Annotated in this window: 23 protein-coding genes; 12 read left to right on the top strand and 11 right to left on the bottom strand. The window is 70.1% G+C overall.

The window, feature by feature from the left end; all coding sequences use genetic code 11:
• Nucleotides 1-155: 155 nt before the first annotated feature.
• Both ACFXC1_RS10860 and ACFXC1_RS10865 read left to right on the top strand, forming a co-directional pair.
• Nucleotides 156-1136, top strand: a complete 981-nt coding sequence (locus ACFXC1_RS10860; protein WP_381241442.1) for a helix-turn-helix transcriptional regulator — start codon at nucleotides 156-158, stop codon at nucleotides 1134-1136.
• 36 nt (nucleotides 1137-1172) lie between these two features.
• Nucleotides 1173-1655: a DUF456 domain-containing protein gene (locus ACFXC1_RS10865; RefSeq protein WP_381241444.1), complete on the top strand. Its 483-nt coding sequence runs from the start codon at nucleotides 1173-1175 to the stop codon at nucleotides 1653-1655.
• Between the two features lies 1 nt (nucleotide 1656).
• On the opposite strand, the gene ACFXC1_RS10870 is transcribed toward ACFXC1_RS10865, so the two are convergent.
• The gene (locus tag ACFXC1_RS10870) at nucleotides 1657-2898 is read right to left on the bottom strand and encodes an SGNH/GDSL hydrolase family protein (RefSeq protein ID WP_381241445.1); all 1242 of its coding nucleotides are present in this window, start codon (nucleotides 2896-2898) and stop codon (nucleotides 1657-1659) included.
• A 172-nt stretch (nucleotides 2899-3070) separates the two neighbouring features.
• Here ACFXC1_RS10870 and ACFXC1_RS10875 point away from each other — a divergent pair, with 172 nt between their 5' ends.
• Nucleotides 3071-3433: a PPOX class F420-dependent oxidoreductase gene (locus ACFXC1_RS10875; RefSeq protein ID WP_381241447.1), complete on the top strand. Its 363-nt coding sequence runs from the start codon at nucleotides 3071-3073 to the stop codon at nucleotides 3431-3433.
• Between the two features lie 5 nt (nucleotides 3434-3438).
• Here the strand turns inward: ACFXC1_RS10875 and ACFXC1_RS10880 are convergent, their stop codons facing one another.
• The 3 genes from ACFXC1_RS10880 to rsgA all read right to left on the bottom strand — a co-directional run bounded on the left by ACFXC1_RS10880 (nucleotide 3439) and on the right by rsgA (nucleotide 6573).
• A complete protein-coding gene (locus ACFXC1_RS10880) occupies nucleotides 3439-3924 on the bottom strand; it encodes a methylated-DNA--[protein]-cysteine S-methyltransferase (RefSeq protein WP_381241449.1) in 486 nt (161 codons plus the stop codon).
• Nucleotides 3921-5357: a DNA-3-methyladenine glycosylase 2 family protein gene (locus ACFXC1_RS10885; RefSeq protein ID WP_381241910.1), complete on the bottom strand. Its 1437-nt coding sequence runs from the start codon at nucleotides 5355-5357 to the stop codon at nucleotides 3921-3923. The genes ACFXC1_RS10880 and ACFXC1_RS10885 overlap by 4 nt, the downstream gene beginning before the upstream one ends.
• Before the next feature lie 100 nt (nucleotides 5358-5457).
• Nucleotides 5458-6573 (bottom strand): ribosome small subunit-dependent GTPase A, encoded by a 1116-nt coding sequence (rsgA, locus tag ACFXC1_RS10890; protein WP_381241450.1) that lies wholly within the window; start codon nucleotides 6571-6573, stop codon nucleotides 5458-5460.
• Between the two features lie 597 nt (nucleotides 6574-7170).
• Between rsgA and ACFXC1_RS10895 the strand changes: the two genes are divergently transcribed.
• A complete protein-coding gene (locus ACFXC1_RS10895; RefSeq protein ID WP_381241912.1) occupies nucleotides 7171-7701 on the top strand; it encodes a hypothetical protein in 531 nt (176 codons plus the stop codon).
• Between the two features lie 205 nt (nucleotides 7702-7906).
• Here ACFXC1_RS10895 and ACFXC1_RS10900 read toward each other — a convergent pair whose 3' ends face one another.
• The 7 genes from ACFXC1_RS10900 to ACFXC1_RS10930 form a co-directional block, all read right to left on the bottom strand.
• Complete coding sequence (locus tag ACFXC1_RS10900) at nucleotides 7907-8893, bottom strand: L,D-transpeptidase (RefSeq protein ID WP_381241452.1); 987 nt, start codon at nucleotides 8891-8893, stop codon at nucleotides 7907-7909.
• A gap of 139 nt (nucleotides 8894-9032) precedes the next feature.
• Entirely contained in the window at nucleotides 9033-9605 is a 573-nt protein-coding gene (locus tag ACFXC1_RS10905; protein ID WP_381241454.1) for a YbhB/YbcL family Raf kinase inhibitor-like protein, read from the bottom strand.
• Nucleotides 9602-10249, bottom strand: coding sequence for a hypothetical protein (locus ACFXC1_RS10910; RefSeq protein WP_381241455.1), 648 nt, complete (start codon nucleotides 10247-10249; stop codon nucleotides 9602-9604). Before ACFXC1_RS10910 ends, ACFXC1_RS10905 begins: the two co-directional genes overlap by 4 nt.
• Before the next feature lie 28 nt (nucleotides 10250-10277).
• Complete coding sequence (locus tag ACFXC1_RS10915) at nucleotides 10278-10721, bottom strand: MarR family winged helix-turn-helix transcriptional regulator (protein WP_381241456.1); 444 nt, start codon at nucleotides 10719-10721, stop codon at nucleotides 10278-10280.
• A gap of 93 nt (nucleotides 10722-10814) precedes the next feature.
• Entirely contained in the window at nucleotides 10815-12311 is a 1497-nt protein-coding gene (locus ACFXC1_RS10920) for a cellulose-binding domain-containing protein (protein WP_381241457.1), read from the bottom strand.
• A gap of 215 nt (nucleotides 12312-12526) precedes the next feature.
• Nucleotides 12527-13846 carry a radical SAM protein gene (locus ACFXC1_RS10925; RefSeq protein WP_381241458.1) on the bottom strand — a complete coding sequence of 440 codons (1320 nt, stop codon included), beginning with the start codon at nucleotides 13844-13846 and terminating at the stop codon, nucleotides 12527-12529.
• A 169-nt stretch (nucleotides 13847-14015) separates the two neighbouring features.
• Nucleotides 14016-14675, bottom strand: a complete 660-nt coding sequence (locus tag ACFXC1_RS10930) for a pyridoxamine 5'-phosphate oxidase family protein (protein ID WP_381241459.1) — start codon at nucleotides 14673-14675, stop codon at nucleotides 14016-14018.
• Nucleotides 14676-14823: 148 nt separating this feature from the next.
• Here ACFXC1_RS10930 and ACFXC1_RS10935 point away from each other — a divergent pair, with 148 nt between their 5' ends.
• From ACFXC1_RS10935 to ACFXC1_RS10970, 8 genes are all read left to right on the top strand, one after another.
• Nucleotides 14824-16068, top strand: a complete 1245-nt coding sequence (locus tag ACFXC1_RS10935; protein ID WP_381241460.1) for an FAD-binding protein — start codon at nucleotides 14824-14826, stop codon at nucleotides 16066-16068.
• Nucleotides 16069-16215: 147 nt separating this feature from the next.
• Complete coding sequence (locus ACFXC1_RS10940) at nucleotides 16216-17493, top strand: ROK family transcriptional regulator (RefSeq protein WP_381241462.1); 1278 nt, start codon at nucleotides 16216-16218, stop codon at nucleotides 17491-17493.
• Nucleotides 17494-17504: 11 nt separating this feature from the next.
• Nucleotides 17505-19361: a glycoside hydrolase gene (locus ACFXC1_RS10945; RefSeq protein ID WP_381241463.1), complete on the top strand. Its 1857-nt coding sequence runs from the start codon at nucleotides 17505-17507 to the stop codon at nucleotides 19359-19361.
• A gap of 214 nt (nucleotides 19362-19575) precedes the next feature.
• Complete coding sequence (locus tag ACFXC1_RS10950) at nucleotides 19576-20841, top strand: ABC transporter substrate-binding protein (protein ID WP_381241465.1); 1266 nt, start codon at nucleotides 19576-19578, stop codon at nucleotides 20839-20841.
• Between the two features lie 20 nt (nucleotides 20842-20861).
• On the top strand, nucleotides 20862-21830 hold the full coding sequence (locus ACFXC1_RS10955; RefSeq protein ID WP_381241467.1) for a carbohydrate ABC transporter permease: 969 nt from the start codon (nucleotides 20862-20864) through the stop codon (nucleotides 21828-21830).
• Nucleotides 21827-22696 (top strand): carbohydrate ABC transporter permease, encoded by an 870-nt coding sequence (locus tag ACFXC1_RS10960; RefSeq protein WP_381241469.1) that lies wholly within the window; start codon nucleotides 21827-21829, stop codon nucleotides 22694-22696. Before ACFXC1_RS10955 ends, ACFXC1_RS10960 begins: the two co-directional genes overlap by 4 nt.
• A gap of 27 nt (nucleotides 22697-22723) precedes the next feature.
• Nucleotides 22724-25609 carry a glycoside hydrolase family 2 TIM barrel-domain containing protein gene (locus tag ACFXC1_RS10965; protein ID WP_381241470.1) on the top strand — a complete coding sequence of 962 codons (2886 nt, stop codon included), beginning with the start codon at nucleotides 22724-22726 and terminating at the stop codon, nucleotides 25607-25609.
• An 11-nt stretch (nucleotides 25610-25620) separates the two neighbouring features.
• The gene (locus tag ACFXC1_RS10970) at nucleotides 25621-26778 is read left to right on the top strand and encodes an MFS transporter (protein WP_381241472.1); all 1158 of its coding nucleotides are present in this window, start codon (nucleotides 25621-25623) and stop codon (nucleotides 26776-26778) included.
• Nucleotides 26779-26974: the final 196 nt, after the last annotated feature.

Below are 26974 nucleotides of genomic sequence, written 5' to 3' on the forward strand. Positions count from 1 at the left end.
CCAATCCAGGCATTGCGGACGGCTGTTGGTGCCTCGGTGGCGCAACCTTGGCAGAGTGACGGGTGGTACGGCGATGATGTACGGAGGCGGGTTCGCGCCGTGGCCGATTTCCGCCATGGCGTGCGCGACGGGTGTGCGGGGAGGGGCGGGACCTGATGCTGGGAGCGATAGGCCTGGACGAGGCGCACGAGTCGGCGTATCGGGCGCTGGTGTCCGTCGGCGCCGCGGACGTGCCCGATCTCGCCCGACGGCTGACCATCGGGGAGTACGACACCGAGCGCGCCCTTCGCCGCCTGGAACTGCACGGACTCGCCGCCCAGTCGACGGCCCGTCCCGGCCGCTGGGTCGCGGCCCCGCCCGGGGTGGCGCTGGGCGCACTGCTCACCCAGCAGCGCCACGAACTGGAGAAGGCCGAACTGGCCGCCGCGCTGCTCGCCGAGGAGTACCGGGCGGCCGCCGCCAAGACCGCCGTACACGATCTGGTGGAGGTGGTGACCGGGGCCGCGGCCGTCACCCGGCGTTTTCTGCAGCTCCAGCTCGGCGCGAGCGACGAGGTGTGCGCGCTGGTCACCGGGAACCCGGTCGCCGTCACCGGCATGGAGAACGACGCGGAGGAGCAGGCCGCGGGACGCGGGGTCCACTACCGGGTCGTCATCGAACGGGCGGTGCTCGACCTGCCGGACGGCCGCACCGAACTGGCCGCAGCGCTCGGCCGCGGCGAGCAGGTGCGGGTGGTGGACAAGGTGCCGACGAAGCTGGTGGTCGCCGACCGGACCCTCGCGCTGGTGCCCCTCACCTCGCACAGCGCCGAACCCGCCGCGCTGGTCGTGCACGCGAGCGGCCTGCTGGAACTGCTCTGCGGGCTCTTCGAGTCGGTCTGGCGGGACGCGCACCCGCTGCGCCTGGGCGAGTCCGGCACCGCCGAACAGGAGCCGGACGGCCCCGACGGCACCGACCTGGAGGTGCTGTCCCTGCTGCTGGCCGGGCTGACCGACGCGAGCGTCGCGAAACAGCTCGACCTGGGCCTCAGGACGGTCCAGCGCCGGGTGAAGCGGCTGATGGAGCTGACCGGGACGACGACCCGGCTGCAACTGGGCTGGCACGCCTACGAACGGGGCTGGGTGACCCGTTACTGACCTGCGTTTTCCCCCGGGATCCCGCAGGCTGGGCAGATGGGAGTGGCTGAACTCCTGCTGGTCGGCGTCGTCATCCTGCTCGGCCTGTGCGGAGTCCTGGTGCCCGGAGTTCTGGGGTCGTGGCTGGTGTGGGCCGCGGTCCTGTGGTGGGCGCTGAAGGATCCGCAGCCCGTCTCCTGGGGCGTCCTCGTCGGCGCCACGGCCGCCCTCCTCCTCTCCCAGGTGGTGCGCTGGGCGCTGCCTCCTCGCCGCCTGCGGGCGAGCGGCGCGACCCCCCGGATGGCCGTCTACGCCGGAACCGGCGCGCTGCTGGGCTTCCTCCTGCTGCCCGTGCTCGGCGCGATCCCCGGCTTCATGGCAGGCGTCTACGTCCACGAACGCCTGCGGCTGGGCCGGCACGCCGAGGCCATGGCCTCCCTGCGGACGGCGATGCGCTCGGGCGGCTCCAGCGTGCTGACGGAACTGTTCACGTGCCTGCTGATCGCGGGGGCGTGGCTGGGCGCCACGATCTGGGGCTGACCTACGGGGTCCACGGGGTCAACGGTGCCAGCGTGGTGAGGTCGACCGTGTCGGCGAGTGCGCGCATACCGGCGTCGTTGAAGTGCAGGTGGTCGCCGGAGTCGTAGGCGGGCCGGATCCGCTGCGGCTCCTCCGGGTCGCGGACGGCCGCGTCGAAGTCGACGACCGCGTCGAAGAGCCCGCCGGCCCCGGCCCCGGCCCGGATGAAGGCGTTGACCGTCTGGCGTACGCCCTCCCGCGCCGCCGTGTACGCGCCGTTGCCGCCGTACGGCGTGAGGGTCCCGCCGATGACGCGGATGCCGTGGGCGTGGGCGCGGGTCACGAGGGTGCGGTAGGCGGTCTCGAAGGCGTCGGGGTCGGTGGCGTTCGGGGTGCCCTTGATGTCGTTGATGCCCTCCATGACGATCAGCACCCGCACCCCCGCCCGCGACAGGGCGTCCGCGTCGAGCCGGGCCAGGGCGCTCGGCCCGGTGTCGTCGCGCAGCAGGCGGTTGCCGGAGATCCCGGCGTTGAGGACGCCGAGACGGCGGTACGAGGGCAGGGCGGCGAGGCGCTCGGCGAGCCGGTCGGGCCAGCGGTGGTTGGCGTCGCGGGTGGAGCCGTTGCCGTCGGTGAGGGAGTCGCCGAAGGCCACGACACTGCCGGCCGCCGGGGCGTCGAGGACGTCGACACCGGCGACGTAGTACCAGGAGGCGGTGGTCGTCGTGTACGCGGCGCCGTCGCTGTCGGCCGCCCAATTGCCGCTCGGCGTGCGGTAGTTGGTCTGGCCTGCGCCGCGGTGGTAGGTCGCGGGGCCGGAGTCGTCGGGCGTGTGGACCGTGACAAGCAGGTCCGCCGCGTCGGGAACGGCGAGCGGGACGGCGTCGGTGACGAGGTCCTCGCCCGCCGGGATCGTGACCGCGCCGGCGCCTTTGAACGTCGCGGTGCGCATCGAGCCGGACACGGCGTCCGGACCGGTCCCGCGCAGGGCGACGGTCACCGTGTCGAGGCGGAGCGGCGCGGTGCCGAGCCGGTTGGTGAGCCGGACGCGGACGGCGTCGCCGCCGACGCTGAGATGCACGACGTTGCGGAAGGAGGCGCCGGGATGGGCCGTGGTGGTCCCGGACGGGGCGGCCTCCCAGCTGCCGGTCCAGGTGTCGAGGGGTTCGCGCGCCGGGGCCCCGGCCGCCGCCGTGCCCTGCCCGGCTCCCGTCCCCAGCACCACTACCAGCAGTGCCACACCGATCCGTCCGGCCACGACCATGAGCGCTCCGCCTCTCCCCGCCGATCACGAGGAGGCGACCGTGGCACGCGGAGCGCGGCGGACGGCGGAGCATCACCGGTGGCCGCGGCCGTATCCGCCTGTCCGGAGTAGGACGGAAGTCCTGGTCCCCGAAGCCGATGCGGTGGGCGGGCAGGCGTGTTTGGCTGCGGACATGACCGAATTCACCGAGGCCGAGCGCGCGTACCTCAAGTCGCAGCGGCTGGGGCGCCTGGCCACCGTCGACCCCCAGGGCCAGCCGCAGGCCAATCCCGTCGGCTTCTTCCCGCAGGACGACGGGACGATCCTGGTCGGTGGCTATGCGATGGGTACGACGAAGAAGTGGCGCAACCTGCGGGCGAACCCGAAGGTCGCGCTGGTCGTGGACGACATCGTCAGCGTCAGCCCGTGGCGGGTACGCGGCATCGACATCCGCGGCGAGGCCGAACTCCTCGTCGGCCCGCACGAGTTGGGGCCGCACATGAGCGAGGAGGTGATCCGCATTCATCCCAGGCGGATCCACAGTTGGGGCCTTTAGGCCGGCTAGACCAACACATGCTCCAGAGTCAGCAGGTGCACCTTCCGGTCGAGGCCGCCCGCATAGCCCGTCAGTGATCCGTCGGCACCGATCACCCGGTGGCAGGGGCGTACGACCAGCAGCGGGTTGGCGCCGATCGCCCCGCCCACGGCTCGCACGGCGGCCCGCGACGCGCCGATCCGGGCGGCGATCTCGCCGTACGTCGTCGTCGCGCCGTACGGAACGGAGTCGAGGGCGCTCCACACCCGCTCGCGGAAGTCCGTGCCGGAGGTGTGGAACTCCAGCTGGAATTCCTTGAGTTCACCGGCGAAGTAGGCGGCGAGCTGCTCGCTGGCCGCACGGAAGGGGCCGGGGTCCTGCCGCCACTCCGGCTGGACGGTACGGCCGCCCTTCTGGCCGGGGACGGAGAGCGAGGTGAGGGCGCCGCTGTCGTCGGCGGTGAGGAGCAACTGCCCCAAGGGGCTTTCGAAGTTCGTCCAGCGGATGGTCATGGCAACTCCAACTCCCCTGCTGCGAGCAGGTGTTGTACGGCGTAGGAACGCCAGGGGCGCCAGGCGTCCGGGATGTCGGCGCCGGGCGGTGCCACGTCGGGGTCGCCGAGAGCGCGGGCGCGGATGACGGCGACCGTGGCGGCGTCCATACCGGGCAGCGCGAGCAGGGCGGTCTGAGCGTCGTCCCGGTCGGCGCCGACGTCGAGTCGTACGGTGCCGTCGGCGAGGGCGGCGACGAGGCCGCCCAGGGGATCGCCGGGCAACGCCTCGGCCAGTACGGACGGTTCGGGGAAGAGGTGGGTGAGCGTGCCGGACGGGACGTCCAGCGTCCTGCCGTAGCGCCGCACCAGCCGCTCGGCCTCCGCCCGCCCCACCAGCGCCCGCACGGCCAGTTCCTCCGGATCGGCGGCGCCCGGTGAGCGCAGGCCCGGCCGGGCGGCGACGAGCGGGCCGAGCCGGGGGTCGGCACCGAGCCGGTCGTCGACGGCGTACGGGTCGGCGTCGAGGTCGAAGAGGCGCCGCAGCCGCTGCACGGCCGTGGTCAGGTCGCGGTGGTCGGTGAGGTGGAGGCGGGCGTCGAGCCAGCCGCCGCTGTGGGGGCGGCCCTTGAGGGTGCCGGGGCGTTCGTCGACGGCGACGATTCCGGTGCCGTAGGGAAGGCGGAGGGTACGGCGGTAGGTGCGGCGGCCCGGGGTGCCGGTGACTTCCTCGATGCCGGGAACTGCCTCGCGTTGCAGCAGGTCGAAGACGGCGGCGGACTGGTACGGGCCGCGGTGCGCGAGCCGCAACGGGATTCCGGCGGACGGCTCGGCGGCGTGGACGGTCCCGTCGGCGGGCGCGGCGGCAAGCTCTCTCACCGGTGACTTGGCCGGTGGCTGGGGCGTGTTGGTGCGCAGTTCGCTGGGGGTCGAGGCGTACACGGCGCGGATCGTGTCGTTGAACTGGCGCACGCTGGCGAAGCCGGACGCGAACGCGATCTCCGTGATCGGCAGGTCGGTGGTCTGCACGAGGACACGTGCGGTGTGCGCCCGTTGGGCCCGGGCGAGGGCGACGGGACCGGCGCCGAGTTCGGCGGTGAGCTGCCGCTGGACCTGCCGCGCGCTGTATCCGAGCCGTACGGCGAGCCCGGCGACGCCCTCGCGGTCCACCACTCCGTCGCCGATCAGCCGCATGGCGCGGCCCACGACATCGGCCCGCACGTTCCACTCGGCCGACCCCGGCACCGCGTCCGGACGGCACCGCCGACAGGCCCGGAACCCCGAGCCCTGCGCGGCGGCGGCCGTCATGAAGAACCGCACGTTGCGCCGCTTCGGCGTCACGGCCGGACAGCTGGGCCGGCAGTAGATCCCGGTGGTCGCGACGCCGAAGAAGAACTCACCGTCGAACCGGGCGTCCCGGCTCCGTACGGCCTCGTACCTGCTGTCTTCGTCCATCACGCAGTCCAGTCTCCGCCATCCCCGGGGATGGGGCTGGCGGAAATCGGACGCGGCGTTGAGGCCGGGCGGGGCCGAGCCGAGCTCGCCCTCTGGACCGCTAGGCCCAGCGCCCCCGCTTCGCCTCCATCGCCGCCTTCCCCTCCGCCCCCTTCCGCTTCCAGTCGCGGCGCAGTTCGGTCCTGAGCCGGGCGTCGGTCTTGGCGACGATCCACTGGTTCTCCCGCATGAGCTTGCGGTAACTGTCGAGCCGGCGCTCGGGCAGCTCGCCCGACTCGACGGCGGCGAGCACCGCGCACCCCGGTTCGGCGACGTGGGCGCAGTCCTGGAAACGGCACTGTCCCGCCAGTTCCTCGATCTCGGCGAACACCTGCCCGACCCCGGTCTCCGCGTCCCACAGTCCGACACCGCGCAGCCCCGGCGTGTCGATCAGGACACCGCCGCCGGGCAGTACGAGCAGGTTGCGCGTGGTGGTCGTATGACGGCCCTTGCCGTCCACGTCACGCGTCGCCCGGACGTCCATCACGTCCTCGCCGAGCAACGCGTTCGCGAGCGTCGACTTGCCGGCACCGGACTGCCCGAGCAGCACGGACGTACCACCGGCGGCGACCGCGGCGAGCACGTCGATCCCCGCCCCGGTCGTGGCACTGACACTCAGCACCGGCACCCCCGGCGCCGCCGTCTCCACGTCCTGGACGAGATACGACAACGTCACCGCGTCCGGCACGAGGTCGGCCTTGGTCAGCACGACGAGGGGCTGGGCACCGGACTCCCAGGCGAGCGCGAGGAACCGTTCGATTCGGCCGAGGTCGAGATCCCCGGTCAGCGGTACGGCGACGATCGCGTGGTCGACATTGGCCGCGAGGATCTGCCCCTCGGACCGCTTGGAGGAGGTGGACCGCACGAACGCGGTACGACGGGGCAGCAGCGTCCGCACATAACGCGGATCGCCACCCTCCGGATCGACAGCGACCCAGTCCCCCGTGCACACGACCTTCATCGGATCACGCGGAACCACGAACTCGGTGTCGGCACGGACGGTGCCGGCCGGCGTGACGACATCGCACAGTCCACGGTCGACCCGTACGACACGGCCGGGCAGGAGCCCCTGCTCGGCGAAGGGGGCGAACTCGGCCTCCCAGTCCGCGTCCCAGCCGTACGGCTGGAGCGGGTGCGAGGAGGACGAGAGCAAACCCGGGAGAGAAGAGAAAGACAAGGGGTGACCCTTCACAAGGGTGGCCCCGGCACCGCGCACACAGACGCGGAAGAAGCTCTGAGGTCAGCCGGAGACCACGGGAGTGGACTTGATGAACTTCCGGATGCGGGCAGCGCCCATCACAGAGACAGCCATCGGTCACACCTCCCACAACACAAGCCAAGTCACCGTCGGCAACGCAGGGTTGCCGCTCCAACAGCACCAAACCCTAGAACACGCACCAGTCGCGACGCCACCGAATTACGGCGCAGCCATGCCACCGGAAATGCACGGCGCCGGTACGGGATGCGTTGATCAAGAACTACGGAGGGATCCTGAGAGCCTTCGAGACCCGCCTGACCACCTGGATGTTCCTCGTTTCCGAACGAGGGGATCGGCGAGAGGCGGCTCAGCGAAGGCACTGTGCTCGTCCTGACGGTGGGAATGTGGGCACTCTGGATGACGGTCCTCGTCCTCCAGTCCCACGCATTGCGGTTCGGGCGTCCTGGCACGTGCGGGCAGGGATCTCCATGAGAGGTCTTTCGCGGCCTCTATCGGCCCGGGATGGCACTCCGGCAAGGCAACGGCCAGGGACCGCATGATGGCAGAGTGGCCGCCATGTCCAACTCGTATGCGCAGCCCGTCCTCAGGACGGCTGATCTCTCGGTGGGGCTGCACACTGTGGAGCGGTTGCTCACGATCGCCGACCTGCGGGATCTCGAAGTCGATTTCGAGGCACGGGTCTTCTCGGCTGACGTTCTCGCGGCACTGCAGGAATTGATTCCGGACGCCGAGCGGTGGGTCGAGGGGGACGATCCTGCGGCGCACCTCCCCGTCCGGCTGCGGGGCTGGGCCATGCCGCCTGAGACCGTCGAGCCGTTCCTCAAGGCGGTGGGCGAAAGCCCCGCCTCGGTTCGGTGGGATTTCAACGCCTGGCCCGAGGCCCCGGAAGTGGGCCTGGGCGTCGGTGGTACGAGAGGTGCGTTCGTGACCCTGTGCGTGAACGTCCGTGACCTCGAACTGGAGGAACCCGCGCCCGACCACACGGTTTTCGTCCACGTCAAGCAGGTCGAGGCCGAACGCGCACCGTGGCTCGCTGCTCAGGTCGGTCTGGGCGTGATCGGCGATCTGGTCATGGCTCCGTACTGAACAACCCCGGGCGTGGATGTGCAGGCCCGCGAATCGGGCGCACCGCCTGGGCCAGGGTGCGGGTGCGGCGCGCGGCGGAACCGCGTCGGCCGCCCCCGCCACAAGCGCCCGTAAGATCCGGCGGGCCCCACAGCTGATCCAACTGGTTCAGGCGCGTCAGTCGCGTCGGCCGAATCAGTTGAAGGTCAACCGGTGACCCGTACCGTCAAAGCGCCGCAGTGGTCCCCTCACCAGAGCCGCTGCCCGCCAGCCACTGGCTCCAGTCCAGGTTGAAGTCCGCGTAGCCGTTGTCCGCCGGGGCCTTGCCTCGGGGGGAGCCGGTGATGGTGATGGGGTCGCCCTGTTTGACCTGGCCGTAGAACCATTCGGCGTCGGAGAGGGAGAGGTGGACGCAGCCGTGTGAACCGCGGGCGCTGCCGGTGCCCGGGTTGGGGTCGCCGGTCGAGTAGTGGACGTAGGTGCCGGACTGGGTGAGGTGGATGTCCCAGGGCAGGGTCAGGTCGTAGTAGTTGGGGCTGCCCTTGTCGCAGCTGATGCCGACGCTGCAGGAGGTCATGTGGACCTTCTTCTGCTTGTCGATGACGGCCATCGTGCCGTCCCACGTCGGGTACTGGGCGCTGCCCGCGTTGATCGACAGGGTGCGTACCGCCGCGCCGTTCTTGGTCACCTTCATGGTGTGGTTGGTGACCGAGACGTCGGCGCGGACGTCGTCGCCGATCTTGAAAGTGTGTGTGTAGTTGTGCACGCCGTAGCGGCCGTTGCCGTTGCTGACGCCCGTCATGTCGGCGTCGATCTTCACCGTCGTACCGGAGGGCCAGTACGTCTTCGGGCGCCAGTCTGCGCGCCTGTCGCCCATCCAGTGCCAGGCGCCGACCACCGACTGCGAGGCACTGACCTTCATGTGTTTCTCGACGGTGGCTCGCGCCTTGGCCGCCACCGGGTTGGTGAAGATCACCGAGATCGGCATGGCCACGCCGACCGTGGTTCCGGCCTGCGGGGTGATCGTGTCCAGCAGCATCGGCGGGCCCGCGGGCTTCGTCGGCGATGGCGAGGCACTCGCGCTGGGCTTGCCCGACGCCTTCGCGTCGTCCCCGCTCGCCTTGGCGCTGCCGCCCCCGCCGCAGGCACTCGCGCCCACCAGCACCACACCTGTGACGAGTGCGATCCCTATGCTGCCCTTGCGCCGTCCCACGACGTGCCCCACTCTCTCGTTGCTTCGGCCCTGAATGGCCCGACTCCATGTCAGACGGATACCCGGGGGGCGGCAGTTTCGTCTGCCACGTAAAACGTGTCCCAAGATTCGCTGTGTATGCGGATTCGCCGTACTGGAGTCAGCGTTCGAAGACGCCGGCGAGGCGGGCACGGCCGAGGACGGGGGCGGGGACGGACGGCAGGAGCGTGCGGGGGCGGACCCGGTCCACCGGCGCGTAGGCGGGTGCGCCGTCCACAGTGGTCGACAGGGCGAACAACTGGAAGACATAGCGGTGCGGGCAGTGGCCCTTGATGGGTGCGGGGCCGTGGTAGCCGCGTCCGACCGTGGAGCGAAGTACCCGCACCCCGGGGCCGGGGTGTCGCGCGGACAGGGCGCCGGGGTCCAGGTGTCCGGCCGCAGGGTCGATCAGGGCGAGGCAGTGCACGGCGGGCTTGGCCAGGGGGACGTCGATGTCCTCCACGACCAGGAGGAGCTGGGCGGTGCCGGGCGGGGGCGGGGTCCAGGCGAGGTGGGGGGACTGGTCGGCGCCGCCGATGTGCTTCGCGCAGTTCTTCAGCGGCATGGTGGCGCCGTCGGCGAAGTCCTCGCTGGTGAGGGTCAGGAGCTCCGGGCCCCGCAGGTGGGGCAGGTTCCACGCGGTGTGCGTCTCTCCCGCCCTGCGGTTGTTGAGGAGTCGGCCGAGCAGGCTCATCGCTTCGCCTCCATCTTTTCTACGGCCGCTGCGGCGGGCGCGGTCGCGCCGGGCTCGGGGAGGACGTGCTCGGCGCTGGGCCGGCGGGCGGACGTGGGGGCGGCCGTCGTCAGTGGCACGGGGGTGTCTCTCCTGTGGTTGTCCCGGTCGTCCCGGTCGTCGGGCTGTCCGGCCGGGCGGGCGAGGGCGTCGGGGTGCCGGATATTCGCGGTGCTGGGGTCTCGGTGACGGGTGTTGGCGGTGCTGGGGTCTCGGTGACAGACGTTCGCGATGCGGAGCTCATGGCGGCGGATGTTCGCGGCGCCGGCGTCTCGATGGCAGATGTTCGCGGCACCGGCCTCTCGGTGGCGAACGTTCGCGGCCGCTCCGGGTTCCCGGGCGCGGCCGGGCTCGCACCCCGCAGCACCGACGCGACCGCCGCGAGCAGCGCCGGCGTGGCGCCGAAGACGCACACGATGACCAGGCCCGACTGGAAGGGCCGGCAGGGCGATCAGCACGATGGAGCCGTCGACCGCGGACATGAGGACCGAGGCGGTGGTGGCGGACATGAAGACTGAGGCGGTGGTGTTGGTCAGAGCGGTCCGCTTGGAACGGTCCCCGGCGACCGTACGCCGCGGGGTGCGCGTCGTGGGAGGTTTCGTCACGCGGTTGCTTCCTCCGGCACCGTCGGCGTCAGATGTTCTGGGCCAGTCGCTCCAACAGCGGTGCGGCTACGGCGAGTTGCTTCAGTTCCGCCGGGGTGAAGGTGCCGCCGGTCAGGGCTCGGCCGAGGAGTTCGGCGCGCGCGTTGCGCTTGTCCCGCAGCGCCTGCCGGCCCTCGTCGGTCAACGTCAGCACCACGCGCCGGCCGTCCTCCGGGTCCGGGCGGCGCTCGACCAGGCCCCGGGTCCGCAGCGCGCCCAGCGTCGCCCCCATGGCCTGCGCGGTGATCTGCGCGTCCCGGGCCAGCGCCGAGGAGGTGGTGGGGCCGGAACGGTCCAACTGCGCCAGGGCGGCCCGCTCGGGCATCGTGAGCCCACCCCCGACCGGCAGTTGGCGCACCCGCCGCAGCAGCACGCCGATACTCGTCATCAGGGCCGAGGCGACCGCTTCGGGGTCCGGTTCTTCGTCGCTCATATACTAAGGCTAGTTTATCAACCTGCCTTAGTGAATTGCGGCCGCGCTACGGCAGGCACCCAGTCGCCCGCTTCACCTGACCCACCGTCAGAACTAGTCGCAGGACGCTCCGTTGAGCGTGAAGCCGGACGGTGCGGAGTTCTTGCTGTTGTTCCAGGTGCCGAGGAAGCCGAAGGTGAGGCTGCTGTTCGCGGCGACGTTCTTGTTGTAGTCGGCGGCGGTGGCGGTGACCCGGGAGCCGTCCTGGGCGACGCTCGCGTCCCACATCTGGGTGACCTGCTGGCCGTCGCGGTAGGACCAGGCGACCCGCCAGTTGTCGAGGGCCTTGGTGGTGGTGACGGTGACCGTGGCCTGGAAGCCGTCCTTCCACTGGCTGACCAGGTCGTAGGTGACATCGCAGCTCGCCGCGGCGGGCGGCTGCGCCGGTGCGCCGGTGGTCGGCGCGGGGGCGTCGCTCGCGGTGGCCGAGGCGGTGCCCTGGGGTTCGGTGTCGGGGTTCTTGTCGCTGGGCGTGGCACTCGCCTTGCTGTCGCTCGCCGTCGGCCGCCCGGACGCGGACGGCGTGGTCGACGGGTGCGTGCCGACGGAGGTCACGGTGGAGCCGGGGTCGATCACCGGCTGGCTGTCGGCTTCGTCGCTGGCCGTGTTCTCGCGCCCGGAGCCGCCCATCGGCATCATCGACACCCCGAGCGCCACGAACGAGAGGAGGACGGCGGCGACGAGCAGTCCGTTGCGCACGAGACGCGCTTTGCTCGCGCCCTCCTTGGACTCCCCGGCCTCGAGTTCGGCGATCGGGCGCCCGCCGCCGAGCCGTACCTCGGCGGCCCGGCGGCGGCGCTCCAGGTAGGCGAGCCCGCCCCAGCCGATCACGCCGCTCGCGAGGGCAGACGGCAGTCCGCCGCCCTGGAGTCGCAGACAGGCGGCGGCCTCCGCGCACTGCACACAGGTGGCGAGGTGGCGGGAGAGGTCCTCGGGGGTGTCGGCGGACGGCGAGCGGGTGACCGCGTCGAGCAGCCGGGCGTAGCTGCGGCACTCGGCGGCCATCGGCGAGTCGAGGTGGTTGCGGTGGCAGCGGTCCCTGAACAGGCCGCGCACCTGGGCGAGTTCACCGGAGACGATCGCCGGGTCGAGGCCGAGCCGGCGGGCCACGACGGTCAGCGGCAGCGCCTCGACCTCGGCCAGCCACAGCAGTGCCGCGTCCGGCTCCTGGAGATCCCGCAGTCCGCGCAGGGCGATCGGGCGCTGCAACGGCATGCCGTGGAAGCGGGCCGCCTTCTCCGAGTTGAGCCACAGCCGCAGGTCGGGGTCGAGCCGGTGCCCCCGCCCGGCGAACTCCCACTCCGCGGCCGTGGTCCGTACGGCGGTCAGCAGCAGCGGTATCACCGGCAGGACGCGCCGGGTCGGGCCGCGCATCGGGCCGGACCCGGCGGAACGGGCCTCCTGAATGCCGAGTGCGAAGGCCTCGCTCGCCAGCTCGGTGGCCGAGGCGGCGCCGGATGTGCACAGGTCGGCGTAGGACAGCACGGCGTCCCAGCACTCGGTGAACAGCGCGGCCTCAGCGGCGTCCTGGGGAGTCGGCAGGTCGGGCATGGGTCTCCTGCATCCACGAATGACGGCCAACTAGCTCTGACATTAGGCGAGTTGGAGGGGGGCTGCCTCGTGACAGGGCCAGAGCCTTTCACGCATCCCACACAACTGACAAGCCGGGTATTCAATTACGGTAACCGTCAGTCGTCCTCTGTGCAGTTGTACGTGTCCGAGCCCCTCCCGTCTCACCCGTCGCAGGAGTTGGCCACACCGTTACCTTACAAAGCCGCGGGCTCCTCGGCGGGGAGGCTGTCCATGAAGGAACTGACGGAGAAGACCGCGCGGCCGGGTCCCGGTTCGCCGTATCCGGGCGGGGACTTGAGCCCGAAGTCCTCCATCGTGGCGCGGTAGGCCTCCAGCAGCCGGATGTGGTACTCCAGCGGCGCGCCCTGCGGGTTGGCCTTGCCCAGCGGGGTGGTGGGCTCGGGGCACCAGGTGGTGAAGCGGGGCGTGATGCCCTGCGACATGAAGAAGCGCAGGCCCTCGGTGGTGGAGGCGATCGCCTCGTCGACGGTCTTGAAGCCGAACGGCTCCGCCATCTCCACGCCGGCCACGAAGTTGGGGATCACGTTGCGCGCGCCGAAGATCTCGGCCGAGTCGAGGATGCGCTTGTGCCACTCGGCGCGCCCGACGTAGCGCTCCTTGCCCGGGCAGTGCAGCTTGAACAGATACTCGTCCCACACCTCGTAGTTGGGGTGGTAGATCTGCACTCCGTAGTCCTTGAAGCGCTGTACGTCGTCCTTCGGCAGCGCCTGGGCGACGACCTTGCCGATCCACCGGCCAGGGAACCGCTCCTCGATGGCCTTGGCGTAGTGGCCGTAGAAGTCGGCCTCGTCGCGCCCGGCGACCGTCTTGGTGATCGCGCCGCCGGTGAGGGTGTATGCGGTCGACACCTTCTCGGTGTCGTAGCGGTCGATGATCTCCAGGGCTTCGAGGACCTCCTCGACGTCCTTGACTCCTGTATACGGTCGACCGGCGGCCTTGTGCTGGCGCCAGTTGTGGTTGATGTCGCAGTACTGGCACTCCTCCTTGGCGCCGAAGTACTGGCAGACCCGGAAGACGGTCAGATAGATCAGGTAGCCCCACTGGATGGTCGGGGCCACCTCCATGACGGACTTCCCGTTGGCGAGCTTGTGCTTGTAGTACTCCGGCATCGGCGGCACACCGACGTCCGCGATCCGCTTCCCGTCGAGGTAGAGCCCGAGGACGCCGTCCTCGTCGGAGGCCACGCGGTACGGCGAGGCGGGGTTCACCCGCACGGAGACGACGGTCCGCCTCAGGTCGTACGGGCCACCCGTGAGGATGATCTCCTCCGGCGGGCGGCGCAGCGCGGCCTCACCCAGCTCCGGCAGGGTGCCGTGGTCGAAGGAGAAGATGAAGTACGACTTCGGCTTGACCTCGCCGCCCTCGTTGTCGCTCAGCGCGGACGGGTCGAAGGCGACACCCCCGCGCAGCAGGTCCTCCTTGAAGACGGCTTCCCGCGGCACATGCGGAAAGCGCTCCATCAGATCCTCGACCAGTGCGGTGCGGCTGCCCATCCCGTATCTCCTCCCGGCGCGTGCGCCCTGCTCGGACGTACGACTCCTCACGGTATGCCCCCGGCGGTTCGGCGGTGGGAGCGGGGGGCGCGGTGTGGTGCGGGTCGCCCCCGGCCTGGTCGGCACACTCCCCTGGCGCCCCCGTGCCCGGACGGAGATGGTTGCCGGATCAGCCCTGCCGGGCCCCCTCGCGGCGCGCGATGTGCTCCGGCACCGGGATGCCCGGCGGCAGCGCGGGGTCCGGAACGGGTGCGCCCCAGGTCGAGGTCAGCGGGAGCGTCCCGGCCCACAGGCCCAGTTCCGCGTCGGGTCCGTCGCCGTCGTCGGGCCCGCCGGTGCGGATCTTGACGGAGGCCTCGTCCAGCGGGAGGACGAGCAGGGTTGTGGCGGCGAGTTCCTTGCGGTTCGGCTGCCTGGCATACGACCACTGCCCCGGCGTCGCGTGTTCGGTGAGGCGGCGCAGGCCGGCCAGTTTCTCGTCCGGGTCGGTGACCTTGCGAGGCACTCCGTGGATCATCGCGCTGCGGTAGTCGACCCCGTGCTCGAAGACGGACCTGGCCAGCACCAGCCCGTCGACATGCGTGACGGTGACGCACACGGGATCTCCGCCCGCGAGGCTACGACTCGCGACGGACCCGTGCAGATACAGCCGCCGCCCGTCCCTCCCGTACACCGTGGGGACCACGACCGGCCGCCCCTCGATCACGACCCCCAGATGGCAGACGAACCCGGCGTCCAGGATCGCGTCCAGGTCGGCACGGTCGAGGCTGCCCTGTTCACGGAGTCGGCGGTGGCGGGTGAGGTCGGTCTCAGGCAAACGGTCGGTCATAACGCCGGAGACTACCGATACCGTAGGCACACGGCGATAGATTTGCCCATAAGGTAGCTATCGTCGCCACAAGACGACGAAATCCGCACCAGTCGTCGACAGGGTGAGAGGGTCGGGGGAAACGCACGCTCCCGGAGGGACGGCAGGCATGACGGAGACGGTCACCAACTGGGCCGGCAACATCACCTACGCGGCGAAGGAACTCCACCGCCCGCGCACACTCGACGCGCTCAGGACCCTCGTGGCGGAGAGCGCGCGGGTACGGGTGCTGGGCAGCGGCCACTCCTTCAACGAGATCGCCGAGCCGGGCCCGGACGGCACCCTGCTGTCGATCGCCGCGCTGCCGCCCGAGTTCGACGTGGACACAACGGCCCGGACGGTACGGGTCTCGGGCGGCGTCCGGTACGCGGAGCTGGCCCGCCGGGTGGCCGAGCACGGCCTCGCGCTGCCCAACATGGCGTCCCTGCCGCACATTTCGGTGGCCGGTTCGGTGGCGACCGGCACCCATGGCTCGGGCGTCCGCAACGGCTCGCTCGCGGCAGCTGTCCGCGAGGTCGAGATCGTCACGGCGGACGGGTCGACGGTGACGATCGCACGCGGCGACGACCGCTTCGACGGCGCCGTGACCTCGCTCGGCGCGCTCGGTGTCGTCACCTCCCTCACCCTCGATCTGGAGCCCGCCTTCGAGGTCGAGCAGCACGTCTTCACCGAACTCCCGCTCGCCGGGCTGGACTTCGAGACGGTGGCGGCCTCGGCGTACAGCGTGAGTCTGTTCACCGACTGGCGGGAGCCGGGCTTTCGGCAGGTGTGGCTGAAGCGGCGCACCGACCAGGCGCCGGTCGACTTCCCGTGGGCCGCGCCCGCGACGGAGGCGCTGCACCCGGTGCCGGGGATGCCCGCGGTCAACACCACCGAGCAGCTCGGGGTGCCGGGACCCTGGCAGGAGCGGCTGCCGCACTTCCGGGCGGAGTTCACGCCGAGCAGCGGGGCGGAGCTGCAGTCGGAGTACCTGCTGCCGCGGTCGACCGCATACGACGCACTGTATGCGGTCGACGGGATCCGGGAGACGGTCGCCGGTGTACTGCAGATCTGCGAGGTGCGGACGGTCGCCGCCGACGCGCAGTGGCTGAGCCCCTCCTACGGGCGGGACACGGTGGCGCTGCACTTCACCTGGATCGAGGACACGGCGGCGGTGCTGCCGGTGGTGCGGCGGCTGGAGGAGGCGCTGGACGGTTTCGACGCGCGACCGCACTGGGGGAAGGTCTTCACCACCCCGGCGGAGGTACTGCGCGGACGCTATCCGCGGCTCGGCGACTTCGCGGCGCTGGCTCGGGACCTCGACCCGCAGGGCACGTTCGCGAACGCATTCGTCCGGGACGTCATCGGTGAATGACTCGGTCCACGACTCGGCGGGCGGCCCGGCGAAGGACCGGGCCGACGACCGGGCGGGCGACTTTGTATAGCCCCTTTCCTAACCCCTTGTCGAACGTCACCCGCAGCCCATAGCCTTGCCGCGCGCCGGAGCCGTCGTGCCCCCGGCATGACCGCGAAGGCCTTGGGGGGCAACCCGGTGAAGCGCACCTCACGTGACATCCGCACCGCGAACCGCTACGAGGTGCTGCGCCAGATCATCGCCCAGTCGCCCACCTCCCGGCAGGAGTTGGCCGCCGCGACCGGGCTGAGCCTGGCCACGGTGGCCACGCTCGTCGGTGAGCTGCTGGACCTGCGGATGATCACCGAGGTCGGCTTCGAGGACTCGGCGGGTGGCCGCCCCCGGGGTCTGGTGGCGGTCAACGCGTCGGGGGGCGCGCTGATCGGTGTCGACATCGCGGAGACGTACGTCCATGTCGAGCTGTTCGACCTGGCGTTGAACGTCCTGGCCCGTGCCGACGAGGACATGCGGCCCGGCGAGAGCCGTCCGGAGCAGGTGGTCGGCCATGTCGCCGCCGCCGTCGGGTCGGTGGTCGCACAGGCCGGCGTCGAGGCGGCCCGCGTCCTCGGCGTCGGGGTGAGCGTGCCGGGCCAGGTGGACCGCAAGACCGGCGTCTCGGAGTACGCGCCCAACTGGGACTGGCACGACGTGCCGCTGCTGGACCTGCTCTCCGAGGTCATCGCCTACCCGCTCTACCTGGACAATCCGCTGCGGGCCGGCGCGGTCGCCGAGATGTGGTTCGGAGCGGCGCGCGGACGCGGGGACGCGGTGGTGGTCAACCTCGGAACCGGGGTAGGCGCCGGCCTCGCGCTGGGCGGCGGGCTGTACCGGGGCGTGAGCAACAGTGCCGGCGAGTGGGGTCACACCACCCTCGTCCTGGACGGGCGCCTGTGCCGCTGCGGCAACCACGGCTGTGTCGAGGCCTATGTCGGCGCGCCCGGAATCATGCTGAATCTGCGGGAGTTGAGCCCGCAGAGCCCGTTGCTGCACTCCGAGGACCAGACGGCCACCATCGACGCGCTGGCCCGCGGCGTGGCCGCGAACGATCCCGTGGCCCTCAAGGTCGTACGGGAGACGGCCCGTTACATCGGCGCGGGCATCGCCAACCTCGTCAACGTCCTCAACCCCGAAGTGGTCGTGCTCAGCAGCTGGGTCGCCCGCAAGCTCGGCGATCCGCTGCTGCACGAAGTGCGCGAGGCCGTCCAACGGCACGCGCTCGGGCGGCCGTTCGCCGCCACCGAGATCGTCCTCTCCCCCATCCCCACCGACCCGGCGTGCCTCGGAGCGGCGACTTTCGCGCTCGAAGGGGCACTTCAGTCGGTCGGGCAGAGGACCGGAAGAAACCGCACCACCTCGGCAAGGAGCCGTACCGCGCCACCTTCATGACGACGGAAGGGATGCACGTGACTCAGCCCCACCCCAGGAGATCGATCCTCGCGACAGCCGCAGCCGCACTGGCTGTCACCGGGGCCCTGATATCCGCGCCGCCCGCGAACGCCGACGGCGTCGCACCGGCGGAGGTCTCCCCCCACGCGGCCCAGACCATCGACAACATCGGCGCGTCCGGCGCCTGGTGGGTCAACGACCTCCAGTACTTCAAGCCTGAGGTGCAGGCCCGGGTGGCCCAACTCCTGTTCTCCTCAAAGGGGTTGGACCTCTCCTCCTACCGCTACAACATCGGCGGCGGTGGCGCCGCGGTCACCACCCCGGCCCGCGCCGCCCAGGACTTCCTCAACGCCGACGGGTCGTACGACTGGAGCAAGGACAAGGGCGGCCAGACGTTCCTCAGGTACGCCGCGAAGTACGGCGTCCAGGATCTGATCGGCTTCGTCAACAGCGCGCCCGCCCAGTGGACGACCAACGGGCAGAGCTGCGGCGGGCAGTTGAAGGCGGAGAACGAGAGCGACTACGCGAAGTACGTCGCCGACGTCACCGCCCACTTCGCCAAGCAGGGCGCGAAGTTCGACTACATCAGCCCCTTCAACGAGCCGAACAACAACTTCGGCGACTGCGGCCAGGAGGGCATGCAGGTCACCGTCGACCAACGGGACGACATCGTGCGGGCGTTGGGCGCCGAGCAGCGGGCCCGGAAGCAGCGGACGAGCATCATCGCCGACGAGTCGAGCAGCACGGTGAGCTTCAGCACCGAGGTCCCGCAGTGGATCGCGCAGCCGGACACCGCCCAGTACGTGTCCGAGCTGGCGCACCACACCTACAACAACCCGAACGACGGCCAGTTGGGCAACGTCTACGAGACCGCGAAGACGGTCGGCAAGCCCTCCTGGGCCACCGAGATCTGCTGTTTCGGCAAGGGCACCACGGGCTGGAACCAGGAGTACGACCCGACGATCGACAACGCCCTGCTGATGTCCCGGATCATGTACAAGGACTTCGCGAGCGCACACGACTCGGCGTTCCAGTGGTGGGTCGCCCTCGCCAGCGGCTACGGCACCGACCCGGCCGCGCGCAACGACGTCGGCTGGAACGACGGGCTGATCTACTACGACCCCGACTACGCGACGGACGGCAACCAGACCCTGTACTTCACCAAGCGGTACTACGCGCTCGGCCAGTACAGCAAGTTCGTGCGACCGGGCTCCGTCGCGCACAACGTGACGGGCGCGCCGAGCGGTGTCGAGGTGACCTCGTACGACCGGGACGGCAAGTGGGTCGTCGTGGTCAACAACCAGAACACCACGGACACTTCGCTGAACCTGCACTTCAACAGCAAGGTGCCGGTGCGGGCGACGCAGGCGGTGCGGACCTCGGCCACGGAGAACTGGGCGAAGGCCGCCGAGCCGGACGTGAGCGGCTCCACGGTCTCCACGACGCTCGCCGCCCGCTCGATCACGACGTACGTCCTCGACCAGAAACCCCGCAAGGGTCAAGGGAGTTCGACGGCCGTCACCGGCGCCCTCCGGGGCAGCCAGTCCGGCAAGTGCCTGACGGCGGACGCCTCGGGGGCCGCGATCGGCACCTGCACGGGCGGGGCGGAGCAGACGTGGTCGTACGACGCGAAGGGTGGCCTGAAGGGGGCCAACGGGTATCTGACGGTGGGGAGTTCGGGGCTGACGACCAGCGCCGGCTTCACGGGTGATCCCGGCCAGCGATGGCTGCTCAACGCCAACGGACAGATTCTCAGCGAGGCGTCCGGTAAGTGTCTCGACGTGAGCGGTCAGGCGACCGCCGACGGCAGCAAAGTGATCCTCTACAGCTGCAACGGCGGGGCCAACGAGGCCTGGTCGAAGGTCTGATGACGACCTGAAGGCGTGGTGCGGGCCGGCGGCACGGCGGCCCGCACCTTCGTCACGTCCGGTATTCCGAACCTTGCACAACGCTTCGAACAGACTTCGTCCAACCCCTTGCCGAAGCCTTAGCCGAAGGTTAACGTCCCGCACCGCACCTCGATTTCAGCCACGGGCAGCTGAGCCGTGGAGCCGCAGCCGCGCGAGAGACAAGGACGTCACCATGTCGGCAATGAGCAACAGCAACTGGTCCCGCCGATCGATATTCCGGGCGGCAGCGGGGATGACCGCCGCCGGCGCCCTGGCCGCCTGCGGCGGCAACAACGGCCGTGGCGGGGGCTCCGGTTCGGGCACGAACCTCGTCCAGTACTTCCACGCGTACGGCGAGGCCGGCACGGAACAGGCCATCAAGCGGTACGCGAAGGCCTACACCAAGGCCAACGTGACCACGAACTGGATCACTGGCAACAACTTCGAGGCCAAGCTCTTCTCGTCCCTGCTCACCAAGCAGGCGCCGGACGTCTTCGAGTTCCACCCGCAGTTGCAGCTGGTGAAGAGCGGTCAGGTGGCCGATCTGAGCGACATCATCGATCCGGTCAAGGACGACTTCAACCCGGCCGACATCAAGTCGCACACGGTGGACGGGAAGATCTACGGGATCCGGATGATCGACGACCCGCAGTTCTTCTACTACCGCAAGTCGATGCTGGAGAAGGCCAAGGTCGAAGTCCCCACCACGCTCGACGAGTTGCTGGAGGCCGCCGCCAAGCTGACCACCAGCAAGGTCAAGGGCGCCTACCTCGGCAACGACTTCACCGCGGTCCAGAACCCGATCATCTGGTCGGCCGGCGCGGACACCCTCGACGCGAACAACCAGATCGCTTACCACACGGACGGCGTCGTCGAGGGCCTCAAGAAGCTCCGCCAGCTGTTCACCAGCGGCCATGTGCTGCTCGACGCCCCGACCGACTTCTGGGACCCGTCCTCACTCAACCAGGGCCTGTGCGCCATCCAGTGGGGCGGCATGTGGTCCATGCCGGCGATGCAGCAGGCGCTCGGCGACGACCTGGGGATCTTCCCCTTCCCGAGCATCGGCAGCAAGGGCAAGCAGTCGGTCTACAACGGCGGTTGGTCGATGTTCGTCAACGCCAAGGGCAACAACGTCGAGGCGGCCAAGGCGTACGTCAAGTGGCTGTGGATCGACCAGAAGAAGTACCAGGAGGACTGGGCGACTTCCTACGGCTTCCACATCCCGCCGCGCTCCTCGATCGCCGCCGGGGCCACCAAGCTCAAGTCCGGTCTGCCCGCCGAGGGCGTCAAGCTCTTCACCGACTACGGCCACTTCGACAACATCGGCTTCGACCAGACCATGCTGACCGCGTTCGCCGACGTGATCGCCAACTCCGTGCGCAAGAACGGAAATCCGGAAGCCGCGCTCGACGCCTGCGACAAGAAGGTCAACGTCGAGCTCAAGAAGCTGTTCGGATAGGCCGGCGGACGGAACCCGAGATGTCGACCACCACCACGCGCGGGGTCGCCAAGCCCGCCGCGGCCGAGACCTCCAAGTCCCGGCCGCGGCGGGGCCTGCGGTCCAACGCCACCCTGAACTTCTGGCTCTTCACCGGCCCGTTCCTCATCGGCCTGGTGATCTTCGTCTTCGTCCCCATCGGATGGAGCATCTGGCTCAGCTTCTTCGACGCCCGCTACACCGTCACGCCGAGCCATTTCATCGGCTTCGACAACTACAAGCAGATCCTGACCAACAGCAACTTCCCTGATTCGCTGCTGACGTTCACGGTGTTCGCCGCGTTCATCGTGCCGACCACCTGGGCGCTGTCGCTGGGTCTGGCCCTGCTGGTCAACCAACTGCGGTTCATGCGGGCGTTCTTCCGGTCGGTGTTCTTCCTGCCGACCGCCGTGTCGTACGTCGCCGCCGCGCTGATCTGGAAGATGTCCATCTTCAGCGGCGTCCGCTTCGGCCTGATGAACACCGTCCTCGGCTGGTTCGGCGTCGACAACATCGCCTATCTCGCGAACCCCAGCCCGCCCTGGTACTGGCTGGTCATCGTGAGCCTGCGCCTGTGGATCCAGGCCGGCTTCTACATGATCCTGTTCCTGGCGGCGCTCCAGAACATCCCGGCAGAACTGTACGAGGCCGCCGAGATCGACGGCGCCAAGCGCGGCTGGCAGACCTTCCGGTACATCACGCTGCCCCAACTCCGCGCCACCTCCACGGCGGTGGTCCTGCTGCTGCTCGTCGCCGCCTACCAGGCCTTCGACGAGTTCTTCAACATCATCGGCACCAAGGCCACGTGGGCCCAGACACCGCTCATGGAGCTGTACAAGGCGGCCCTCGGGACCAGCCAGGACTACGGCGCCGGCAGCGCGGGCGCGGTCATCCTGTCGCTGCTGATCTGCATCGTCACCCTCGCCCAGGGCAGGATCATGGGCTTCGGAAGGGGAGAGGAGTCCAAGTGACCACCACCGCACCACAGTTGGGCAAGAAGCGCAGCAAGAAGCGCGGGGGCGTCCTCGGCAACACGGGCCTGTACCTCGCCGTCGGCATCGCCGCCCTGCTCTTCCTGATCCCCTTCTATCTGATCGTCCGCAACGCCCTCTCCACGGACCCGGAGATCACCGGCGAGAACTGGAAGCTGCTGCCCTCCTTCCAGTGGGGCAACATCTCCGAGCTGTTCGACGACCCGACCGTCCAGTTCGGCCGCTCCCTGTGGAACTCCACGGTCGTCGCCGTCCTGATGACCGTGGGCACACTCCTGGTCTGCTCGCTGGCCGGTTACGGCCTGGCCCGCATCCCCTACAAGCACTCCAACAAGGTCTTCTACGCGGTCCTGGCGACCCTGATGGTCCCCACAGCCGTCACCTTCGTGCCGAGTTTCGTCCTCGTCTCGTCCCTCGGCTGGGTCGACACCTACCGGGGTCTCATCATCCCGGGCCTCTTCAGTGGTTTCACCTGCTTCCTCTTCCGGCAGTACTTCCTGGGGTTCCCCAAGGAGCTGGAGGAGGCGGCGCGCGTGGACGGGCTCGGCTACTGGGGCGCGTACTGGCGGATCGTCGTACCCAACTCGCTGAACTTCTTCGCGGCCATCGCCACGATCACCTTCATCAGCGGCTGGAACGCCTTCCTGTGGCCGCTGGTCATCGGCCAGGACCCGAACTCCTGGACCGTGCAGATCGCCCTGTCGTCGTTCATGACGAACCAGACCGTCAACTTCCATCTCATCTTCATGGCCACCGCAGTTTCCATCCTGCCCCTGGTCTTCGTGTTCCTCTTCCTTCAGCGCTGGTTGGTCCAGGGAATCGCACAGACCGGCATCAAGGGCTGACACCCGCATCTCACGACCTGGAGACCGATGACTTCCAGCACCGCCGCCGACTACATCAAGGACGTCTCACCGGGCAGCGGGGCCCTCCCGCCCCGTGCCCGCTACGCGTCCTCGGACGCGAAGTCACTGTCGCTCAACGGCAGTTGGCGTCTCCGGGTGTCGGCGACGGCCGACGCCGAGGACGACTCGTTCGCCGCGGAGGGCTACGACGCCGGGGGCTGGGCCGAGGTCACGGTCCCCGGCCACTGGGTCCTGCACGGACACGGCTCCCCCATCTACACCAACCACCTCTACCCCTTCCCGGTCGACCCGCCGCACGTCCCGACCGAGAACCCGACCGGCGACCACCTGCGCGTCTTCGACCTGCCGTCCGAGTGGCCCTCGGACGGCGGGGCGGTGCTGCGCTTCGACGGCGTGGAGTCCTGCGCCCGGGTCTGGCTGAACGGCACGGACATCGGCGAGTTCAAGGGCTCGCGGCTGCCCCACGAGTTCGCGGTAGGACACCTGCTCAAGCCCAGCGGCAACGTGCTGGCGGTCCGCGTCCACCAGTGGTCGGCGGGCTCGTACCTGGAGGACCAGGACCAGTGGTGGCTGCCCGGCATCTTCCGTGACGTCACCCTGCTGCACCGCCCGCCGGGCAGCGCCCTCGACTTCTTCGTGCACGCGTCCTACGACCACGTCGGCGGCGCGGGCACCCTGCGCGTCGACTCCGACGTGGACGGCCGGATCACCGTGCCCGCGCTGGACATCGATGTCGCCACCGGCGAGTCCGTCACCGTGCCGGTGCGGCCCTGGACGGCCGAACAGCCCTACCTCTACGAGGGGTTGCTGACCACGGAGGGCGAACGCGTCCCGCTGCGCATCGGCTTCCGGACCGTCGAACTCTCCGACGGCCTCATCAAGGTCAACGGGAAGGCGGTCCTCTTCAAGGGCGTCAACCGCCACGAGTGGCACCCGGAGAAGGGCCGCGCCCTCGATCTGGAGACCATGCGCGAGGACGTGCTGCTGATGAAGCGGCACAACATCAACGCGGTCCGTACCTCGCACTATCCGCCGCACCCGGCCTTCCTGGACCTGTGCGACGAGTACGGCCTGTGGGTCATCGACGAGTGCGACCTCGAGACCCACGGCTTCACCGAACAGGCCTGGCGCGACAACCCGGTTGACGACGACCGCTGGACTCCGGCCCTGCTGGACCGCGCCGCGCGCATGGTCGAACGGGACAAGAATCACCCGTCGATCGTCATCTGGTCGCTGGGCAACGAGGCCGGCACCGGCCGCGGGCTCACCGCCATGGCCGAGTGGATCCACGGCCGTGACCGCTCACGTCTCGTGCACTACGAGGGTGACATCAACTGCCGTGACACGGACGTCTATTCACGGATGTACGCCGACCACGCCGAGGTCGAGCGCATCGGCCAGGGTCTGGACGGCGGCACCCACAAGCGCCGCCAACTCCCCTTCATCCTCTGCGAATACGGCCACGCCATGGGCAACGGCCCCGGCGGACTCGCCGACTACCAGCGCCTCTTCGAGTCCTACGACCGGCTCCAGGGCGGTTTCATCTGGGAGTGGATCGACCACGGCATCAAGGACGAGCGCCACGGCTTCGCGTACGGCGGCGACTTCGGCGAGGAGCTGCACGACGGGAACTTCGTCTGCGACGGACTGCTCTTCCCGGACCGCCTCCCCTCCCCCGGCCTGATCGAGTACAAGAAGGTCATCGAGCCGGTCTCCATCGACAGTCCCGACGGCTACGACGGCTCCGTACGGGTCACCAACAAGCACGACTTCGCCGACCTGTCCGCATTCGCCTTCCAGTGGTCCTACCAAGTGGACGGCGAGACGGTCGAGTCGGGCCCGTTGACGGTGCCGCCGCTCGCGCCCGGCGAGTCGGCCGACGTGAAGCTGCCCGCACCGCCCGTGGAGTCCGAGGGCGCCGAATCCCAGTGGACCGTACGGGCGTCGCTGGCGGCCGACACCGCATGGGCTCCCGCGGGTCATGTCGTCGGGTGGGGCCAAATCCCGGTCGCGGTACGACCGTTGCCGTATGTCTCCGCCACCGTCGGACCCGTCCTCGGCGAGCGGCGGATCACGCTCGGACCGGCCTCCTTCGACGCCCGTACGGGCGAGTTGAAGTCGATCGGCGCGGTGGACGTCACCGGTCCCCGCCTGGACGTGTGGCGGGCGACCACCGACAACGACGACGGCGCGTCCTGGCAGACGGACGTCCGGTTCGGTCTGCTCTGGCGGAAGTTCGGCCTGCACCGGATGCGACACCGCCTGGACGGCGTGGAGTTGGGCGAGGACGCGCTGACCGTACGCACCCGGGTGGCACCCGCCGCCTGGGAGATCGGGCTCGCCACGGTGTACCGCTGGACCTCGGACGGCGATCGGCTGCGGCTGACGGTGTCCGTGGCGCCCGAGGGCGACTGGACGTTCCCGCTGCCGAGGCTCGGCATCCGCTTCGGGCTGGACGCGGGCGCCGACCGTCTGAAGTGGTTCGGCGGCGGACCCGGCGAGGGGTACCCGGACACCAAGGCGGCTTCGCTGCTCGGTCGTTGGGAGTCCTCGGTCGACGGCCTCCAGACCCCCTACGTCCGCCCCCAGGAGAACGGCGCCCGCGCGGACGTCCGTTGGGCGGAGCTGGGAGGGCTGCGGATCGACGGCGACCCGGAGTTCTGGTTCACCGCCCGCCGCTGGACCACGGAACAGCTGGACGCGGCCACCCACCGCACGGACCTCGAACCCGGCGACACAGTATGGGTGAACCTCGACCACGGCCAGCACGGCATCGGCTCGCAGTCCTGCGGCCCGGGCCCGCTCCCGCAGTACTTCCTGAACGCCGAACCCGCCGAGTTCTCCTTCGTGTTCTCGGAAGCCGCGCGCCCGGAATCACCGGAGCCCAGTTGACCGGCACCGTCATGAAAACGCCTGCGGCCGACCGGCTCTTCGCCCGGTCGGCCGCGGTCGCGTCCTGCGTCGGCTTCGTCCTCATCGGCATGCTCCAGTCCCTCTACGGCCCCGCGATACCGGGCCTGCGCCACGAGTTCGGGCTCTCCCCGTCCGCCGCCGGTCTCGGCCTGAGTCTGCACTTCGCGGGCGGGGTCGCCGGTGTCCTCGCCTTCAACGCGGTCCACTCCCGGGTCAGGAACAGGGCGCTGCTGGCGTGGGGTTACGGCCTGATGGCGGTGGGCGGCGCGGGTTTCGCGCTCGCGCCGAACTGGCCGCTGGCCCTGGCCGCCGCATTCCTGTGCGGTTTCGGCTTCGGTGGCATCGACTACGGCCTCAACCAGCTCTTCGCCGTCGGCTTCGGCGACCGTTCCACCGCCATGCTGAACGTGCTCAACGCCCACTACGGCATCGGCGCGGTACTGGGCCCGGCGCTGGTGGCCTGGCTCGGTCCGGACGACTACCCGTACGCGTTCGGGGCGTGCGCGGTGCTGGCGGCGGTGCTGGTGTTCGCGGGCTCAAGTGGCGTACGCACACGTGTATCTGACGGTCCGCCGGCGGAAACGGGAAGCGGCGGCCTCGGCCTGTCGCGGGTCCTCGTCGGCTTCCTGGTCCTCTACATCCTCAATGTGGCGGTCGAGACGAGCGTCGGCGGCTGGGAGCCCACGCATCTGGAGACGGTCGGCTACACGGCGACCGTGGCCGCGTCGGCGACCTCCGTCTACTGGCTGATGATGACGGCGGGCCGCTTCCTCGTCGTACCGGTCACCCTGCGGTACTCCCCCGAGCGCATCCTCACGGTGTGCGCGGCCGGGATGACGGTGTGTCTGCTGTTGACGCTGGTTAAAGGAGTGGCACCGGTCGCGTACGCCGGTGTTGGCTTGTTCATCGCACCGGTCTTCCCGACGGGCTTCGCCTGGCTCACCAGGGCGCTTCCCCAGGCCGAGCGAGCCGGGGCGTGGGTGATCGCGGCCTCGAACGTCGGCGGGGTAGCGGCTCCGCCGCTGCTCGGTGTCGGGATCGAGGCCTCCGGGATCCACGCGGTGCCCTGGTTGTTGACCGCACTGTCGGGCGCGTCGCTGCTGGCGACGCTCCGGCTGATCCGACTGACGAGGAGGTCCGCATCATGAAGGCCCTGTTCCTGCTCACGCGAAGGCTGGTCGAGTGAACGCGAGCAGCACAAGTGAGCCGCAGGGGCGCGGGGGGGGGGGGGGGCGCGCGGGGGGGGGCGGGGGCGGGGGGGGGGGGCCCCCCCCGCCGGGGGGGCCGCCCCCCCCCCCCCCCCCGCGGCCGGGCCCCCACCGGCCGACTGCTGCTGCTGCTGGG

Source organism: Streptomyces hokutonensis (assembly GCF_042751305.1).
Taxonomy (GTDB): domain Bacteria; phylum Actinomycetota; class Actinomycetes; order Streptomycetales; family Streptomycetaceae; genus Streptomyces; species Streptomyces hokutonensis_A.